The following is a 16,818-nucleotide window of genomic DNA, read 5'->3' on the forward strand; positions in this document are numbered from 1 at the left end:
AGCGGGTACTTCCTCGGTGCAGGCATCGTCTGGGCTCCTCTCGTGAGACCCATCTGACCCTCTGTCACCTCTTCCCGCATCTCGGGGGAACCTCACATCACTGCCTGCTCCGAGAGCAAACCCGGAAGCGACGGTGAGCGGCACACCGGTCAGCAGAGCTGCCGCGAGGGCAAGGCGGGGCAAGGTACGTCTACGTCGTAAATCAGAAGACAAGTCTGATTTCTTCCAACGACTTGATGTTGTGTCGCGCCGCCTTCCTTCCTACGGTGCTGATCAAGCAAGCAACAACGGTGACAGTCCGGGGCATTCGGCCCGTAATACTTGAACGGCATGTGACTCTTGCCACGTCAGCACCAGCCATTCATCGGGCGTGTCTCAGTTCCGTGTATGCCCCCGGGCGGGGCCACGAGGCCGTGCAGAACCAGCAAATCCAGGTCCGCTCGATCACGGCCCGCCAGCACCGCCCATCACACAGCACATGACGTCAAACCCGACTTCTCGGGCTGTACTGCGATCGATCACGGGGAAAACTCTGAGCCAAGCCTTGCCTCCTCAGCCGAGAGTGAAGCGACCCGACTCTGGAGTCGGGTCGCTTCACTGCTGAAGGGCAGCCGCCTTTCACGGAGTGGCCCGGTCAGTGGTCGGGCGTCAGGCACTTCGCTAGGCCATCCAGAGTCGCAGTGACCAGAAGAGGAGGCCGACGATGCCGGAGCCCGGGCCGTAGACGACGCCGCGCGGGTCTGTACGGTGAGCGGTGTAACTCCCGAGCTGGAAGCGACAGTTGATGACTGACGTGGCGAGTGACATCAAGGCCGGGGAGGCCGTGGTGAGTGGGACGGGCGCCGTGGATGACGGGCTGGTTGCCGAGCTGGTGGCCCGGGCTCAGGCCGGTGGGGTGAAGCTCACCGGGGAGGGCGGCCTGCTGCAGCAGCTGACGAAGCGGGTGCTGGAGTCCGCGCTGGAGGGCGAGCTCACCGATCATCTGGGCCATGAGCCAGGTGAGCGGGCCGAGGGCGGCCGGGAGAACTACCGCAACGGGCACCGGTCGAAGACGGTGATCACCGAGTCGGGGCCGGTCGAGATCGCGGTGCCGCGGGATAGGGCCGGGTCGTTCGAACCGCAGCTGGTCAAGAAGCGGCAGCGGCGTCTGGGCGGGGTGGACGAGATGGTCCTGTCCCTGTCGGCGAAAGGGCTGACGCACGGGGAGATCTCCGCGCATCTCGCCGAGGTCTACGGGGCGGAGATCTCCAAGTCCACGATCTCCACGATCACCGACAGCGTGATGGCCGGCATGACCGAATGGCAGAACCGTCCGCTGGACAGCGTCTACCCGGTCGTCTTCATCGACTGTGTGAACGTGAAGGTCAGGGACGGGCAGGTCGCCAACCGGCCCGTCTACATGGCGGTGGCGGTCACTGCCGAGGGGCACCGGGACATCCTGGGCCTGTGGATCGGTGACGGCGGTGAGGGCGCGAAGTACTGGCTCCAGGTCCTGACCGAGATCAAGAACCGCGGCACGGCCGACGTTCTGATGCTGGTCTGCGACGGCCTGACCGGCCTCCCGGACGCCGTGAACACCGTCTGGCCTGCAACGATCGTCCAGACCTGCGTCGTTCACCTGCTGCGGAGCAGCTTCCGTTACGCGGCCCGGCAGGACTGGGAGAAGATCGCGAAGGCGCTCAGGCCCGTCTACATCGCGCCGACCGAGGACGCCGCCCTGGAGCGGTTCGTGGATTTCACCGACGCCTGGGGCGGGAAGTATCCGGCGATCGTCCGGCTCTGGGAGAGCGCGTGGGCGGAGTTCGTGCCCTTCCTCCAGTTCGACGTCGAGATCCGCAAGATCGTCTGCACCACCAACGCGATCGAGAGCATCAACGCACGGATCCGCAAGGCCGTGAGGGCCCGGGGACACTTCCCCACCGACCAGGCCGCGCTCAAATGCGTCTACCTGGCCGTCATGAGCCTGGACCCGACCGGCACCGGACGCAAACGCTGGACCATGCGCTGGAAGGCCGCACTCCAAGCCTTCGACATCACCTTCGACGGCCGGCTCACCGCCGGACGCCGCTGAACAAAACCAACCGAGTCCCACCGTTCGCTACACAGACCCCTTCCTGGTGGAAGAACGGAGGCTCAAGCGAGACCGGCCGGTGAAGACCAGCCTGGTACGGCAGCCGGCCCGCTGGCGGGTCCCCCTCCGGAGTCACAGGGCGCCCGCGCGTGGATGGGCGGGTACTCCCCAGTGGTTCCGTCGCGAACTCAACTGGACGGCGTGACCGGGGACCACATGCCGAGCCACTGCTCGGCGTCCCAGGCATCGAACCGCTCCACCTCCGTGAACCCCAGCTTCGCCGCGAGGCGCATCGAGCGGGCGTTGGCGGTCTGGGTGGCGAGCACCACTGGTTCGCCGGGAAGCACTCCGGCGAACCAGTCGAGTGCCGCCGCGCATGCCTTGGCGGCGTAGCCGTGTCCCCACGCCCGCGGCAGGAACAGGTAGCCGAGATCGGCCTTCCCAGCGGCAGACGGGCGGTGGTGCCCCGGTGCTCTCCTGAGCAGGATCTGGCCGATCACCGACCCGTCGAGCTCGACGGCGAAGCTTCCGGGCCACCGCTCGGGTGCCCCGGACATCTCGCGCTCAAGCTCGTCACGCGGCCGGGGGCCGCCGAGGTAGGTGTGCACTTCCGGCGAGGCGAGCAGCTCGATGAACCCCGCACGATCCCGGGTCCCGGGCTCACGGAGCACGAGCCTCTCGGTCTTGATCGGCTCAGGCGGCCAAGCCACAGACCCCAGATCTTCCATCCGCGCACGCTAACAGGTGGTCAAACCAACCGAACGGGAGACGCCTAACTCCACCAAGGACCGCCTCTACGCCGTCAACGCCGACCGCTCCAACGTCTACGAATACGCCGCCGCCTCGGGAACCTCGTCCCCCATCGGCAGCCCTCGGCACTGAACATCTCGAGTTCGATCACGCCCGCATTCATGCAGGCCACCACCCTGGCTAACCGGCCGATGAGTAGGTCGGCGACGGTGCTCCTGCTGGTCACACCGTTCAGGGATGACCGCGGGTGATCCCGCGGGCCTTGAGCGCCGCTCGGATCGCGCGGGAGGAGTAGGCCTTGTTCCCGAGCAGCATGGCCGGGGTCGTACGCGGGCGGCCTGCTCCGGTCCTGGGGACTCGCAGGTCGCCCAGCAGCAACGGCAGGGACTGGCCGTCGTGCGCCTGCCCGAGCGTTACGACGACGGCGAGCGGTCGGCCCTGACCGTCCACGGCGTGGTGGATCTTCGTGGTCAGCCCGCCGCGGGAACGGCCGATCGCGTGCCCGGCGGGCTCTCGGTGGGCGTCGAGGCCCTGCCCTCGGGCTGCGGCCCGGCACTTCTCGGGGCGGCGGGTGTTGGTGGCGTGCTGGTGGGCCCGGGTGATGGTGGAGTCCACCGCCACCGCCAGTCGATCAGCCCGTCGTCGTCCGCGCGGGCGAGCAGGACGCTGAGCACGCGGTCCCAGGTCCCGTCGGCGGCCCAGCGGCGGTGTCGGGCCCACACGGTCTTCCAGGAGCCGAACCTGGCTGGGAGATCTCGCCAAGGAACGCCGGTGCGGTACCGGTAGATGATCGCCTCCACAATGCGGCGGTGATCGGCCCACGGCCTGCCACGACGACCGGTATTGGAGGGCAGCAGAGGGAGGATGCGGTCCCACTGCCGGTCGGTCAGCCGGGTGTGACGAGGCATCACAATCAGACCGCAGAGGCGCTGCGCACCCGGGCCAGCAACCCGGCCGGGCTCAGTCAATCGTCTTGATCACCCGGGCGGGCACTCCCGCGACCACGGTGCCGGCAGGGACATCACGAGTGACCACCGCACCGGCAGCGACCACTGCACCGGCACCGATGGTCACCCCTTGCGTGATCACGGCAGCCGTCCCGATCCAGACGTCGTCCTCGATGACGATCGGGGCGAAGGAGAGGTACTCGCGGCGCTCGGCCAGGGGCAGTGGATGGCCTCCGGTGATGAGGCTGACCTTCGGGGCGATCATGACGCCGTTGCCGATACGGATGCCCCCCTTGTCCATGAAGGTGCACCCCTGGTTGACGAAGACGTTTTCCCCGAACGTCGTGTTCAGCCCGCACTCGGTAGAGAACGGCGGGTAGATCATCACCGACTCCGGCAGCGGACCGCCGAACACAACGGAAAGTTGTTCTGCGCGACCCTCGCTGTCGCTGAATGGAAGCACGTTCAGTCGAGACGTCGCATCGGTCACCTCCACGATCCGCTCCACATGACGCGCGAACTCAGGTGTCTGGACATACATGACCTGCTCTGTGCGGGTAGACATGCGCTGATCCCACCACCGCGCAGAACACTCGATCAAACAACCCTGCACCACACCAGATACAACCAATAGTTGTGGGAGTAGGGTGGAAGCGTGGATGTTGAAGCGCTGCGGACGTTCGTGGCCGTCGCCGAGACCGGCCAGTTCCAGGCTGCGGCCGACGAGCTGGGGGTCAGCCAGCAGGCGGTCTCCAAGCGGATCGCGGCCCTGGAGAGGCACATCGAAGTCACGCTCCTAGTACGGACCTCCCGAGGCTCCCGTCTGAGCCTGGACGGGCAGGTCTTCCTGCCGCACGCGAAGAAGGCAGTGGCGGCCATCGAACAGGCCGAGCAGGCCGTGCGCCCCGGAAGCCGTCCCTTGCGCGTCGATGTCCTCAATCGGCGCATCTTCCCGGCCCAGGCTGTGTACCGGTTTTACCGCTCCCACCCCGAGACGGATCTGGACGCGGTCACGCTGAGCACGGAGAACGCCGCCCAGGCCGCCCAGGCGGTGCTCGAAGGGACTGTCGACGCGTCCTTCCGTGCCCTGCCGGCAGACCAGGTCCCGGCGGGGATCAGCGCCGAACGACTTCTGGACGCACCCCTGGAGCTCCTGGTCGGACCCGGCCACCCGCTGGCTGACGCGCCCTGGGTCAGTCCTGCAGACCTGGCCGGTCACCGCATCTGGATCCCCGGGATCCGGCCGGACACGGAGTGGGCGGCGTTCTACCAGGCGCTGTCCGAGGCCTTCGGCCTGAGTATCGACGCGCTCGGCCCCAACTTCGGTGACGAGGCCCTGATGGACGCGTTGGCCGACTCGGCCTCGCTGGCCACCCTCGTCGGCAGTGGGGACCGGTACCTGTGGCCCCAGACTTACGACCTACGGCGCATCCCGTTGCACGACCCGACCCCGGTCTACCCGCACGTGCTGCTGTTCCGCAGCGGAGACCAGCACCCCGTGCTGACCGCGCTACGCGACCATCTGCGCACCGCAGGCCCGCCAACCCCGCACGACGTGTGGGCGCCGGACTGGGTAGACCGCTGACCACACGACCGAATTAACGGACACGGCTTACGAGCTCGTGCACGGTAAGCGGTGAGACGTCGGGACTCTGATCGTCGATCATGGCCATGTGGTGGGGAACGCATCTCATGCAGCGATCATCAGCGACCGGAGGGTCACGGGCCTGTCGGCCAACATGATCGCTGAACTGGTCGCAGAGCTCGGCCCGTTGTGGCACGAACGGCACCAGGCCGAGCTTGCGTCCCGTCCACGGAAGCGTGCTGTGGGCGCCGGAGCGAAGCACCGGTTGATGTTCGTCGACCGGCTTCTGGCCACGCTCGTGCACCTCCGGCATGCCACCACGCACGACGTGCTCGCCTGCTGGTTCGGTGTCGACCTCTCCACCATCACTCGTGCCATCGGGGAGGTTCGACCCTTGCTCGCCGAGCGAGGGTGCACCGCCAGCCAGGGTGTGCGGCTGCGGACCCTGGACGAGGTCATCGACCACCTCGGTGCCGACGGGAAGACCGGGATCATCGACGGCACCGAGATTCGGGTCCGCCGCCCGGCCGCCGGACGCGAGGACCGCGACAAGTTCATCTCCGGCAAGAACAAGCAGAACGCGGTCAAGACCATGGTCGTCACGGACGGGGACGGCCGCGTGCTCTTCTGCAGCCCGACCAAGCCCGGCAGCTGCGCAGATATCACCCACGCCCGCCAATTAGGGCTGGTCAGGCTTCTGGCCGACGGACCCGTGGTGGAGATCCTTGCCGACGCCGGCTACCAGGGCCTGGGCGCCCAGACCGGCGGCCGGGTGATCACACCACCACACCGTAAGTTCAAGAAGAACGCCCCCGACTGGTACGAGGAGATGTACGAGCGCCAGCGCAAGGCGCACTCATCACGGCGTATCCGTGTCGAGCACGGCATCGCCCATCTCAAGAACTGGCGGGCCCTGGCCCGCCACCTCGGCCGCCGCGAGCACATGAGCGACACCGTCCAAGCCATCGCCGGCCTGCTGTCCCACCAGCAGACAGCGGACCTGAACCTGACACGACAGATGTGACCACGGGCCACACCGGAGTCCGTGACGTCTCACCGCTTACCGTGCACGAGCTCGTTAGAAGTCCTAACGAAATGATCTTCGAGGTGATTGGATCGCTCCAAGACCGACCGAGGATCTGGGGGTGCGGGGTGGCACGGCCGAAGGCATGGGAAGTCGACGACGAGCTGTGGGCAGTGATCGAACCGCTGCTGCCCAAGATCGAGCGCCGGACCCGGCATCCAGGGCGCAAGCGGCATCCGGACCGGCTGGTGTTCCAGGGCATCCTGTTCGTGCTGCATACCGGGATCGCCTGGGAACATCTACCGCAGGAACCCGGCTTCGGCTCGGGCATGACATGGTGGCGCCGCCTGGCCGAATGGACCGAGGCCGGGGTGTGGCCTCAGCTGCACCAGGTCCTCCTCGCCGAGCTGCGCGCCGCGAACGCCCTGGACTTCTCCCGCGCGGTGGTCGACGGCTCCCACATCCGGGCGTTAAAGGGGGAGCCAAGACCGGACGAGGCCCCGTTGACCGGGGCAGAACGGGCAGTAAGCATCATCTGATCACTGACGCCACCGGCATCCCGCTTGCTGCCTCCTTGACCGGTGGCAACCGCAACGATGTCACTCAGCTGATCCCGCTCCTCCAGGCCGTGCCGCCGGTGCGAGGCAAGCGCGGCCGGCCCCGGCGCCGCCCGGACGTGATCCTTGCTGACCGCGGCTACGACCACGACAAGTACCGCCACATGGTCCGGGCCCTTGGCGTGAAGCCGCTGGTCGCCCGCCGCGGCACCGAACACGGCTCCGGACTCGGAGCCCAACGCTGGGTCGTCGAGCGCGCATTCGCTCACCTGCAATGGCACGAAGCGTTCCTCAGCCTCGGATGCGCTCTCATCTGCTGGAGACGGCTGGTGTCACTGCATACGCAGCACAGACCTGTGGCATCCCGCCGGACCTCTCGCACGGCTAGCAGCTGAAACCCGCTTGTGCAGTCGCCCGGTGAGCCGATACCCAGCACTCGAAAGACAAGGAGGACACGATGACCGCCCTCGGTTCGTTGAACGAGTTCTGCTGGATGGACCTGAAAACCCGCGATCCATCCGGCACCGCTGCCTTCCTATCGCAGGCACTGGGCTGGTGTTTTGCAGTGGATGAGGAGGACTGGCGCCAGGCCACCAAGATAACCATCGGCGGGTACCAGATCGGCGGCGTCAGCGACCTTGCGAACCCGATCTACCCGCCGGGCACGCCCGCCCACGTCGCCTACTACCTGGCCGTTGATGACGTCGACCGCCGCGCCGAAGCCGCGACGGCGAACGGCGCGCGTCTTGTCGTGGCTCCCTTTGACGCGGGTGATCAGGGCCGTACGGCGACGTTGATCGACCCGGTGGGTGCCCCTTTCTCCTTGTGGCAACCCCATGGGTTCACCGGGTGGACGTTCCCGCTCCGCTTGGCAGGCGCCCCACATCACATGGTCCTGGCCTGCGGCCAACCGGAGCGGGCCCGGGACTTCTACCACCAGTTGACAGGCACTCCTCTCGCGGCTGCCGCATTCATCGCGGCGCGTGAACCCATCACTACCCCGCAGTGGGAACTCTGCGTCGGGGTCGATGACCTGGAGGGCGTCATCTCCCGCATGCAGATCGGTGGCGGTGGCCCGAGCCTCGCTAACCGAATCCGAGAGACCGACCAGTCCAATCTGAGACTGCACAGCCCGGAAGGGCTGTCATTCCGAGTTCAATCTCTGGGGCAATGACGCCTGGACCACACATGGTGCCGTCGGACCATGTTGAGCCGACGGCACCTCATTTCGTTAGCAGTTCTTAGTTGTACACGGGGTAGTCGGTGTATCCGGTCGGGCCTCCGGTGTACATCGCGTACTTGGCGCGGACGGCGTTGATGGGGGCGCCGGTACGGATGCGGTGGACGAGGTCGGGGTTGGCGAGGAAGGGGCGGCCGAGGGCGACGAGGTCGGCGCCGGCGTTCAGGAGGCGTTCGGCGGCTTCGCGTCCTCCGTCGGCGGGGATCTGGTCGGCCGGCAGCACCGGGTTGGCGATCAGGGTGCCGGTCCAGATCTCGCGCAGCCGTGCGAACAGGGGCTGGGCAGGGTCGGCGAAGGCGACGTGCAGATAGGCAAGGTCCTTGCCCGCGTTGGCTTCGAGGAGTGCGGGGTAGAGGGTGTCGGCGTCGGTGTCGGCGATGCCGTTGACGGTGTTTCCGGGAGAGATACGCAGGCCGGTCCGGTCGGCTCCAATGGCATCGCTGACGGCATCGACGACTTCGGTGGTGAAACGGATGCGGTTGTCGGTGCTGCCGCCGTAGGCGTCGGTGCGGTGGTTGGTGTTGGGGGCGAGGAACTGGTGGAGCAGGTAGCCGTTGGCGCTGTGCACTTCGACGCCGGCGAAGCCTGCGTCGACGGCGCGGCGGGCGGTGTCGGCGAAGTCGCGGATGGTCTGCCGGATGTCGGCGGCGGTCATCTCGCGCGGGGTGACTGCCGTCTGCCGTCCTGTGGGGGTGTGGATCGGCTCGGGCAGCGGGATCGGTGAGGGGGCGATGGGGGTGAGGCCGCTGTTGTCGGGGTGGCCGACGCGTCCGCCGTGCTGGATCTGGAGGAACATCGGGCCGCCGCCGGCGGCCTGGACGGCCTTGGTGACCTGCCGCCATCCGGCGGTGTGGGCGTCGGTGTGCAGGGCGGTGGTGTTCGGGTAGGTCTGGCCGACCGCGTTCGGGGTGGAGGCCTCGGCGATGATCGCCCCGGCGGTGGCCCGCTGGGCGTAGTACTCGGCCATGAGCGGCGTGGGGGTGCCGTCGCTCTCCGCACGGTTGCGGGTCATGGGGGCGATGACCAGGCGGTTCGCGAGCTCGTGGCGGCCGAGGCGGCCGGGCATCAGGAGGGGGGAGGTCGTCGTTTCGTGCGTCATGCCGTTACCGTAGAAGTTGACACGGATGTGAGAATCAAGCGGAAGTGATGTGATCTGCGTCATGCGAATCGGTGAGCTGGCCCGCCGTACGGGCGTGAGCGAGCGCTCATTGCGCTACTACGAGCAGGAGGGACTGCTGTCGGCCGAGCGCACGCCGGGCGGTCACCGGAATTACGCCGGGACGGCGGTGGACCGGGTGCGACGCATTCAGGAACTCTACGCGGCGGGCCTGTGCAGCTCGAAGATCGCCAAGCTGCTTCCCTGCATGCGCGACAGCGACGGCGGGCCGAACGAGACGGCGGACGAACTCCTGGTCAGTGAACTGACAGTGGAGCGGGCTCGCATCGACCGCATGATCGAGGATCTGCAACGCTCCCGCTCCCTGCTGGACGGCGTCATCGCCGGCGCCGCGACGCCGACGCAGGCGGAGACGGAGTCCGGCCTGGCACCGAGGTCCTGACACCCGCCCCCGGCACGGCCCCGGAAGTCCATGCCGTGGCCTCGACGACTGCAGGCAATCCCTGCTGTGAAGTACGCACCGCCCATCGCCCGTCCCGACGGCACCCCGCTCTGGTTCTCCCGCGCAACACCCGGCCGCACCCACGACCTGACCGCGGCCCGCGCCCACGGCATCGTCCAAGCCTGCCTCACCCGGCAGATCCTCGTCCTCGCCGACCGCGCCTACCAGAGCGCCGGCGCCACCTTCCGCACCCCGTACTACCACCACAGCGAACAGCCCGAGCACTACCAGCAGTTCAACCGCCACCACGCCCGGCTCCGAGCCCCCGGCGAACGAGCCTTCGCGCAGTTGAAGTCCTGGCGGCTACTACGGCGAGCCAGATGCTCCACCCGCCGCATCAGCGCCATCGTCCAGGCCGTCCACACACTGTTGACCTGCAACTATTCAAGATGAAATAGGTTCAGTAAAAGGCCGAGAAGAGCGGCAGTCGCGAGTGCGACATTGGCTGCGGTGTTAATGTGAGGGGTTTCGCTGGTTCCTTCCTCGTCGGCATTCCTTCGATTCCTTCGCTCGTTGAGCGCAAGAAGCTGACGGTGTCGTAATCTCATTGCTTCCTCGATCCTAGAGAGTTTTATAGCAGTCACGTATTCGGGGCGGTCAGAAATCTATCCTGATGTATTCGACGTCCCAGAAATCCACGCGCAGGCCCCCCGGGTTGTCCCTCCCTCACGCCGGACGACGTCGCCAAAGCGGTCGGTGTCGCGCAGTTTTGGGGCTCCGCCGTCGAAGAAGACGGTTCAGCCAAACAGCAGATTCCGGGATAAGCGATGGGAGAATACGCCCCTCAAGGCTGTCCGAACTCACCGCTGTCACACTTAGCCAGCACTCGAGTGAGCACGTTGCGGGAGTTCAGGGTGTGGGCGTGGTCAGGGTCGAGCGTCCGCTCCATGCCGGCGATGGCCTGCTCCAACAAAGAAATCGCCTGCCCAAAGTCCCCAGTGGATTCATAGGCAAGAGCAAGATTGTGCTGGGTGACCAGGGTGGTCAGGTCGTCGGGGCCGAGCACCCGTTCCATCGCGGTGAGAGTTTGCTCGTACAGGCGCACAGCCTGCACAACATCTCCTCTGGCCCAGTAGGCGCGGGCCCTGTTGTGGGCGGAGGCCAGAGTGTCGGGGTGGTCGGGGCCAAGGACCCGCACGCGGTCGGTGAAGGTCTGTTCGTACAGCGGAATCGCCCGCTCGAGATCCCTCATTGCCCAGTAGGCGTTGGCAAGGTCGTACCGGCAGGTCAGCGACTCGGGATGGTCCGATCCCCACTGGCGCTCCGTGCAGGTGAGGTTCTCCTCGTACAGGGAGACCGACCGCTCATGGTCCCCCGTGGCCCAGCACGCCTGTGCGAGGCCAAGGCGGGAGTCCAGCGTGTCGGGATGGTCGGGACCGCGTATCCGCAGATCGTCGGTGAGGTTCCGTTCGTACAACGGAATCGCCTGCTCAACGTTTCCGGCTGTGTGGTAGGCCTGGGCGAGGCCATGCCGGTAGATCCTTTTGCCGACATGGTCAGGGTCGAGTACCCGCTCCGCGTGGGCAAGGACCTGCTCGAAGAGCGCGATCGACCGCCCGACGTCACCGGCATCGTGGTACGCCTCTGCGAGGCCACTGCGGGATCCCAGCGTGTCGGGGTGGTCGGGGCCGAGGACCCGCACGCGGTCAGTGAGGGTCTGCTCGAGTAGCGGAATCGCCCGTACCGGCCCTTCCGCTCCCCAATAGGCGCGGGCGATGCAGTAGCGGGTGGTCAGGGTGTGGGGGTGGTCGGGGCCGAGGACCCGCATGCGGTCGGTGAGGGTCCGCTCGTACAGGGGAATCGCCTTCTCGTACTCCCACGCGTGCAGGTAGGCGGTGGCGAGGTTGTGGCGGGATCCCAGGGTGTCGGGGTGGTCGGGGCCGAGGACCCGCATGCGGTCGGTGAGGGTCCGCTCGTGCCATGCAATCGCCCGCTCGAGATCCGCCATACCCCAGTAGGCATTGGCGAGGTCGCTTCGGCAGGTCAGAGACTCGGGATGTTCTGGGCCCAGCACCCGCTCCAACTGGCTGAGATTCTGCTTGTACAGCGGAATCGCCCCCTGGGAATCCCCCGCCGCAAAGTGGGCGTGGGCAAGGTTGCCGCGCGTGGCGAGAGTGTCAGGGGCGTCAGGGCCGAGCGTCCGTTCTGCGGCGGCCAGGGCTCGTCGGAGGTGGCTGATCGCGCGAGAAATCTGACCTTGGTATTCGAGGAAGCGGCCCGCGCGGTTGAGGACCGCTGCGGTGGTGGTGGTGTCCGTTTCGGCGAACGCGCGGGCGGCTAATGCGTCGATGTGGGGAACGAGCGCGTGCCAGGTGGGCCAGGTTGCGGGGTTGTCCCAGGTGGGGGGCAGGGCTGCGTGCAGGCAGGAAGTCGCGTGACTGCGGGCCTGGTCGACGAGTCGGGGGGTGCGGTGGGGGTCGTCCGGGTCGGGGGTGCGGGCGAGTGCCTGGACGAGCCGGTGGACTGCCAGGGTATGGGTCGCAGGATCGGGTGTGATCATGCTGTAGGCCGTCAGGAGGCCGAGTGCGGCCTGCGGTGTAGGCCCGTCGACTAGACCGTCCAGGAGGGTGGCAGGGATCTGATCGGGGGCGTACCACGCCAGGAGCCGTAACAGGTCGGCAGCCAGGGGCTGGTCGGCGCTGATCCGGTCCAAGGTGGTGCGCCAGATCCGGGCGATGGTGCGTTCGGGTGTGGTCCCCACGGCACCTTGGTCGTACGTCGTCGCGGGGTTGTGGGTGAGGAGGTCCAGGTAGGTGCGGGGCGTGGTGAATTGGTTCTGTGCCAGGTAAGCGCCGGCCTGTTCGACGGCCAGGGGCAGATGGCCCAGTTCGGCGCACAGGTCGGCGGCGCCGTTCATGTCCCGTCCCGGGGCGGTGCTGGCAGCGAGGCGGCTGAGCAGGTCCAGTGCCTCGGCTCGGCCCAGGACGTCCAGGCGCACAACGGTGGTGAGGTGGTGCCAGGTGGTGGCGAGCCTGCTGGTGATCAGGAATCGTCCGCCGGGGGCCCGGGCGAGCAGGGGGGTGATGTCGGCGGGATCGTTGACGTTGTCCAGGATCAGCAGCCAGCCGGTGTGGGTAGCGAGCCACTGCAGCGCGCGGTCTGCCAGTTCTTCCACGGACAGCACCTGGGCGAGGGCTGGCTGCAGTGCGGTTGCCAGCGCCGCCAGACCCTCTTGGACGCCGGTGGGGCTGTCGGCGTTGATCCATCGGATCGGGGCACAGCCATGGGGGCGGGTGGCGGCCCAGTGCGCGGCCAGGGTGCTCTTGCCGACCCCGCCGAGCCCGTGCACCGCCTGCACGAATACCCCGCCCGGGGTCGCCATCGCGGCGTCGAGTTGCTGCAGTTCGCTGGTGCGGCCGACGAACAGAGCGGGGCGTAAGGGAAGGTTGTCCAGTCCTGGGGGCGCTGCTACCTGTGCGGGAGATCGGAATGCTTCCGCGGGAAGTGTCACGGCCCTGGCGTTGTCGCCGGTCACCACCGGCCCGTAGCTGTCCCCGCCCACAGCGACGGCACGCTCCGCCGACGCCGCGGTCTGGGGATCGGTCCCGACGGGTGCGGGCGGCGTCTTCCGATCCCGGGAGAGCCATGACATGAAAGGCCGTTTCACCGGCCCGGTCCGTCGCACTGGTCGCCGGTGGACAGGGTTCCCGAGCTGTTCCCGCCGATGGCGATGGACCGCTCCCCGGACGCCGACACCGTGCTGCTCGACGAGGGCGAGGAAGGGTGCGGTGGTGCGGCGTCAGGCTGGTCTGAGGGCTGAGGAGGGAGTGTCCCCGGGGTGCCGTCGCCGGTGGAGATGCTGCCCGAGTTGTCGCCAGCGACAGCGACCGAGCGCGGGGCCTGGGCTTGGGCTGTCCCGCCGGGCGGCGTCTGCCCCGGGTTGTGCGGGATGCGGGTGGCGAATCCGTGGCCCCATGCAGCAGCCAGTGCCGCCAGTGCCGCTCCCATTGCGGAGGCCAGCCCCCAGCGGAGCGCGGCGTCCTCCATCACCAGCGGAAGCACCAGCGCCCCGCAGAGTGAGGTGACCGTGGCGAACGACGCAACCGTCACCACGCCCGCTACCGTCCACCTGGCCCACCGGTTCATACCAGCCCCCGCCTCGTCAGCTACGTACGTAGAAGACCACGATGCCACCAACTCACCATACGTAGATGGCCTTTGCCCGCAGCGCAGAAGCGCGGGCGCTCGGCGCTCCGGCAGCACGAGGAGCACATTGCCAGCCCATGATCGCAGCTCCCATCGAGCCCGAACGGCTCAGCCCCGGGCGGCTGAGATGCGCGCTCACCAAGCCCGTATTGACGCGCTGAAGCTGGACGGCGCGCAGGAACTTTCCCCGGCTGACCGGCTGGTAGGTGACGGCCTCGGCTCCGGCGGCGGTCGCCGCGTAGCCCCGTCCGGCAGCTTGCTCGATCATGTTGACAAGTGTGGCCCGGTCGGGGGCAGTGCCGACGCCGAGATGACCGTGCACCCGCGTAGCCGCGGTGCACTAGTCCACGAAGGCGGTGAACTTTCCGCTCTCGCTGCGCGCCGCACCGCGCCGGCCTTTGCCCGGACGGGCTGCTTGGGCTGCTTGGACTTGGTCGGCGGCGTACAGGGATTCGCCGCCCCGGCCCGATGCGCGCCCGACCGCGCTGAGGCCCCAACGCGACATCACTTTGCGGGCCGTGGTGCCCGCGGCCGGCACCGTCCCCGAGCGTGGTCTGCGCACCCAGGTCGTCATGGCGACCGGCTCGGGCAAGACCCTCGTCGCCGCGCAGAGCGCACACGAACTCCAGGCGGGACGCGTCCTGGTGCTCGTCCCCTCGCTGGACCTGCTCGCGCAGACCGAGGCTGCCTGGCGCGAGGCGGGCCGCACGGGCCCGATGATCGGGGTCTCCTCCCTGCGGGGCGAGGGCGTGGGCTTCCCCAACACCACCGACGTGGGCGAGCTGGTCGACTGGGTGCGGTCGTTCGACAAGGTCACCGTCTTCGCCACCTACGCCTCGCTCGGGCTGGGCACGCTGGAGCGTGCGCACCGGGGCGGCCTTCCGGGCTGGGACCTGATCGTGGTCGACGAGGCGCACCGGACGTCGGGCCGGATCGGTAAGCCGTGGGCGATCGTCCACGACAACGCCCGTATCCCGTCGCTGCGGCGGCTGTACATGACGGCCACGCCCCGCCTGTGGCAGCTCGGGGAGAAGGCGGCCGGCGCACCGGGCGAGCTGGTCGCGAGCATGGAAGACGACTCCGCAGGACCCTTCGGCAGCAGGGCGTTCACGTTGACGCTCCCGGAGGCGATCGACCGGGGCATCTGCGCGCCGTACCAGGTGGTGTGTGTGGACATCACCGACACCCAGCTCCAGGCTGCGCAGCTCCTGGGCGTGGAGGGACGCTCGGACGAGGTGCGCGGGGCCCGGCTCGCCGCGTTGCAGACCGCGCTGCTGAAGGCGTCCTCGGAGGAGGGCTTCCGGCGCACGCTCGTCTTCCACCACCTGGTCAAGGAGGCCGAGGCGTTCGCGGCTGGCCTTCCCGAGGTCGCCGCGAAGCTCCACGCCGGGGATCCCGTGCTGTACCCGAAGACGGTCTGGGCGGAGTGGCTGTGCGGCGAGCACAAGCCGGTCCACCGGCGGCGGGTCCTCGGGGAGTTCACGTCCGGGATCGCCACGGACGACACGGTTGTGAAAAAGGGTTTCCTGCGGAGTTCGAGGCCCGTGGTGCGCAGGTGCTCGTTCACGGATGAGAGTGAGCGCGCCGTGCAGGCGGCCATCGACGGGGAGATGGAGCTTCTCGATCCCGAGGTGCGTGCTTCCCCGGCCCGTGTCCTGGAGCTTCTGGATCCGGAGTTCACCGAGATCGGGGCTTCCGGACGCCGGTGGGACGTGGAGTCGATCTTCACGGTGACAAGCGGCGGCTCGGTGTCCCCCGGAGTCTCCGGTCAAGGTCAGCGAAATGTCCGGCGTCGCACTTGCTCCGGGCATCAGGTCGCTCCCGTCGAGGCCGGGGGGCTCGTAGTCGTCCATGACCGGGCAACGTACCCGGCACCGTACTGGTCACACGGACACCAGGCACACGCAGATCAGCCCCAGCCGGCGTGCACCGGTCGAGGCTGATCGAAGGATGCGGTTGTGAAAGGCGGTCGCCTACGCGGCGAAAGGCTCTGCAGGGCTTCAGCCGAACGATCGTCCCTGCAGGCAATAGGTGAGGCCCGGGGACACTGTCCCCTCCACAACCACGCTCATCCCAACACGGACACAGCCACCATCATTCCCCGGCCAGGACACCGTCCGCGCTGTCTTCGAGGGAATAAACCCGGCCGGGTGGAGGGACGGGTGGCGCGCCGCGTGGTGCGGTGGCGGAGCCGGTGGGGTTCACCGGCACCGCCGGGTGTCAGTGGCGGCCGCCGCGGCGGTGCACCGTTCGCTGGGCTGGCCGCTGCTGCTGTGGGTGTAGCGGTGCCCGCAGTCCGGGGAGTCGGCCATGCTCTCGCTGCCGCGGTAGTGGGTGCCGAGGCCGGTGCAGGTGACGGTCGCGCCGTCGCCCAAGGGTCCAGCGGATCGACGTGCCCTGTGCGGTCGCCGTCGCGGTCGAGTGGTGCCACCCGTACGGGCAGGGCCAGCGACACGGAGGATGTCATGCCCGTGTCGGCGGGGTAGCTTCTCCGGCCTCAGCCTCGCTGGATACCCGTGGCATTCGTGAGCAGGCCTCTCTGTCCGTCTCGTGTCTGCGCGACGAGTGATTGCCCTTTTTGTTCAACGGCGAGGTACCAGGTGTTGGGCACCAGATCGGTAATGCGGTATGGATTGCTGTCCAGCGCGTACAGGGGGCGCGTTGTCGGCACAGCGAACCAGAACGGCCCGCTCCATGGCGGCAGCGGCTGTCCTCGCAAGGCGGCCGTGAGCGCCGCACTGTCCCATTGCCAGTCCGGAAGGCTGCTTCCGTGCCCGTTGGGGCTGCGGCTGGGTGCTTCCACACGTCGGCGAGTTCCGCTTTCCGGGCGGCAGCAAGGATGCGTTCCGCCTCCGCATACGCGGCCGTGCGCACGGCCG

At 68.0% G+C, this 16,818-nt stretch carries 15 protein-coding genes and 2 pseudogenes; 9 read left to right on the forward strand and 8 right to left on the reverse strand.

Going from position 1 to position 16,818, the window contains the following annotated elements; genetic code table 11:
* Nucleotides 1-781 precede the first annotated feature (781 nt).
* Complete coding sequence (locus ACIGO6_RS36335; RefSeq protein WP_399884095.1) at nt 782-2,071, forward strand: IS256 family transposase; 1,290 nt, start codon at nt 782-784, stop codon at nt 2,069-2,071.
* 188 nt (nt 2,072-2,259) lie between these two features.
* Here the strand turns inward: ACIGO6_RS36335 and ACIGO6_RS36340 are convergent, their stop codons facing one another.
* Nucleotides 2,260-2,799 (reverse strand): GNAT family N-acetyltransferase, encoded by a 540-nt coding sequence (locus ACIGO6_RS36340; protein WP_399884097.1) that lies wholly within the window; start codon nt 2,797-2,799, stop codon nt 2,260-2,262.
* A gap of 16 nt (nt 2,800-2,815) precedes the next feature.
* On the opposite strand from ACIGO6_RS36340, the gene ACIGO6_RS36345 reads away from it, so the two are divergent.
* Nucleotides 2,816-2,953 carry a hypothetical protein gene (locus ACIGO6_RS36345; RefSeq protein WP_399884250.1) on the forward strand — a complete coding sequence of 46 codons (138 nt, stop codon included), beginning with the start codon at nt 2,816-2,818 and terminating at the stop codon, nt 2,951-2,953.
* 68 nt (nt 2,954-3,021) lie between these two features.
* On the opposite strand, the pseudogene ACIGO6_RS36350 reads toward ACIGO6_RS36345, so the two are convergent.
* Nucleotides 3,022-3,735 (reverse strand): annotated as a pseudogene (locus ACIGO6_RS36350) (IS5 family transposase); the annotation flags it as partial.
* Between the two features lie 46 nt (nt 3,736-3,781).
* Nucleotides 3,782-4,309, reverse strand: coding sequence for a DapH/DapD/GlmU-related protein (locus tag ACIGO6_RS36355; protein ID WP_399884240.1), 528 nt, complete (start codon nt 4,307-4,309; stop codon nt 3,782-3,784).
* Between the two features lie 114 nt (nt 4,310-4,423).
* On the opposite strand from ACIGO6_RS36355, the gene ACIGO6_RS36360 reads away from it, so the two are divergent.
* The 4 genes from ACIGO6_RS36360 to ACIGO6_RS36375 all read left to right on the forward strand — a co-directional run bounded on the left by ACIGO6_RS36360 (nt 4,424) and on the right by ACIGO6_RS36375 (nt 8,108).
* Nucleotides 4,424-5,353: a LysR family transcriptional regulator gene (locus ACIGO6_RS36360; protein ID WP_399884099.1), complete on the forward strand. Its 930-nt coding sequence runs from the start codon at nt 4,424-4,426 to the stop codon at nt 5,351-5,353.
* A gap of 241 nt (nt 5,354-5,594) precedes the next feature.
* The gene (locus tag ACIGO6_RS36365; protein ID WP_399884101.1) at nt 5,595-6,377 is read left to right on the forward strand and encodes a transposase family protein; all 783 of its coding nucleotides are present in this window, start codon (nt 5,595-5,597) and stop codon (nt 6,375-6,377) included.
* A gap of 128 nt (nt 6,378-6,505) precedes the next feature.
* Nucleotides 6,506-7,329, forward strand: a protein-coding gene (locus tag ACIGO6_RS36370) for an IS5 family transposase (RefSeq protein ID WP_399884242.1) whose coding sequence is annotated in 2 segments (ribosomal slippage) — nt 6,506-6,854 and nt 6,854-7,329 — 825 coding nt in all. Because the reading frame shifts where the segments join, the coding sequence is not laid out codon by codon here.
* Between the two features lie 62 nt (nt 7,330-7,391).
* Complete coding sequence (locus ACIGO6_RS36375) at nt 7,392-8,108, forward strand: VOC family protein (RefSeq protein ID WP_399884103.1); 717 nt, start codon at nt 7,392-7,394, stop codon at nt 8,106-8,108.
* Between the two features lie 67 nt (nt 8,109-8,175).
* Here the strand turns inward: ACIGO6_RS36375 and ACIGO6_RS36380 are convergent, their stop codons facing one another.
* The gene (locus tag ACIGO6_RS36380) at nt 8,176-9,273 is read right to left on the reverse strand and encodes an alkene reductase (protein ID WP_399884105.1); all 1,098 of its coding nucleotides are present in this window, start codon (nt 9,271-9,273) and stop codon (nt 8,176-8,178) included.
* A 61-nt stretch (nt 9,274-9,334) separates the two neighbouring features.
* Between ACIGO6_RS36380 and ACIGO6_RS36385 the strand changes: the two genes are divergently transcribed.
* Together ACIGO6_RS36385 and ACIGO6_RS36390 are read left to right on the forward strand one after the other, a co-directional pair.
* Entirely contained in the window at nt 9,335-9,733 is a 399-nt protein-coding gene (locus ACIGO6_RS36385; protein ID WP_399884106.1) for a MerR family transcriptional regulator, read from the forward strand.
* Nucleotides 9,734-9,817: 84 nt separating this feature from the next.
* Nucleotides 9,818-10,186 (forward strand): annotated as a pseudogene (locus ACIGO6_RS36390) (transposase family protein); the annotation flags it as partial.
* A gap of 391 nt (nt 10,187-10,577) precedes the next feature.
* Here ACIGO6_RS36390 and ACIGO6_RS36395 read toward each other — a convergent pair.
* From ACIGO6_RS36395 to ACIGO6_RS36405, 3 genes are all read right to left on the reverse strand, one after another.
* Entirely contained in the window at nt 10,578-13,268 is a 2,691-nt protein-coding gene (locus tag ACIGO6_RS36395; RefSeq protein ID WP_399884109.1) for a tetratricopeptide repeat protein, read from the reverse strand.
* Between the two features lie 128 nt (nt 13,269-13,396).
* Entirely contained in the window at nt 13,397-13,846 is a 450-nt protein-coding gene (locus ACIGO6_RS36400) for a hypothetical protein (RefSeq protein WP_399884111.1), read from the reverse strand.
* 85 nt (nt 13,847-13,931) lie between these two features.
* Nucleotides 13,932-14,207, reverse strand: a complete 276-nt coding sequence (locus tag ACIGO6_RS36405) for a hypothetical protein (protein WP_399884113.1) — start codon at nt 14,205-14,207, stop codon at nt 13,932-13,934.
* Nucleotides 14,208-14,457: 250 nt separating this feature from the next.
* Between ACIGO6_RS36405 and ACIGO6_RS36410 the strand changes: the two genes are divergently transcribed.
* The gene (locus ACIGO6_RS36410) at nt 14,458-15,882 is read left to right on the forward strand and encodes a DEAD/DEAH box helicase family protein (protein ID WP_399884115.1); all 1,425 of its coding nucleotides are present in this window, start codon (nt 14,458-14,460) and stop codon (nt 15,880-15,882) included.
* 258 nt (nt 15,883-16,140) lie between these two features.
* On the opposite strand, the gene ACIGO6_RS36415 is transcribed toward ACIGO6_RS36410, so the two are convergent.
* Entirely contained in the window at nt 16,141-16,314 is a 174-nt protein-coding gene (locus ACIGO6_RS36415; RefSeq protein WP_399884117.1) for a hypothetical protein, read from the reverse strand.
* Between the last annotated feature and the right edge of the window lie 504 nt (nt 16,315-16,818).

Origin of the sequence: Streptomyces sp. NPDC053750, assembly GCF_044544295.1 — a bacterium.
In the GTDB taxonomy this organism is placed as follows: domain Bacteria; phylum Actinomycetota; class Actinomycetes; order Streptomycetales; family Streptomycetaceae; genus Streptomyces.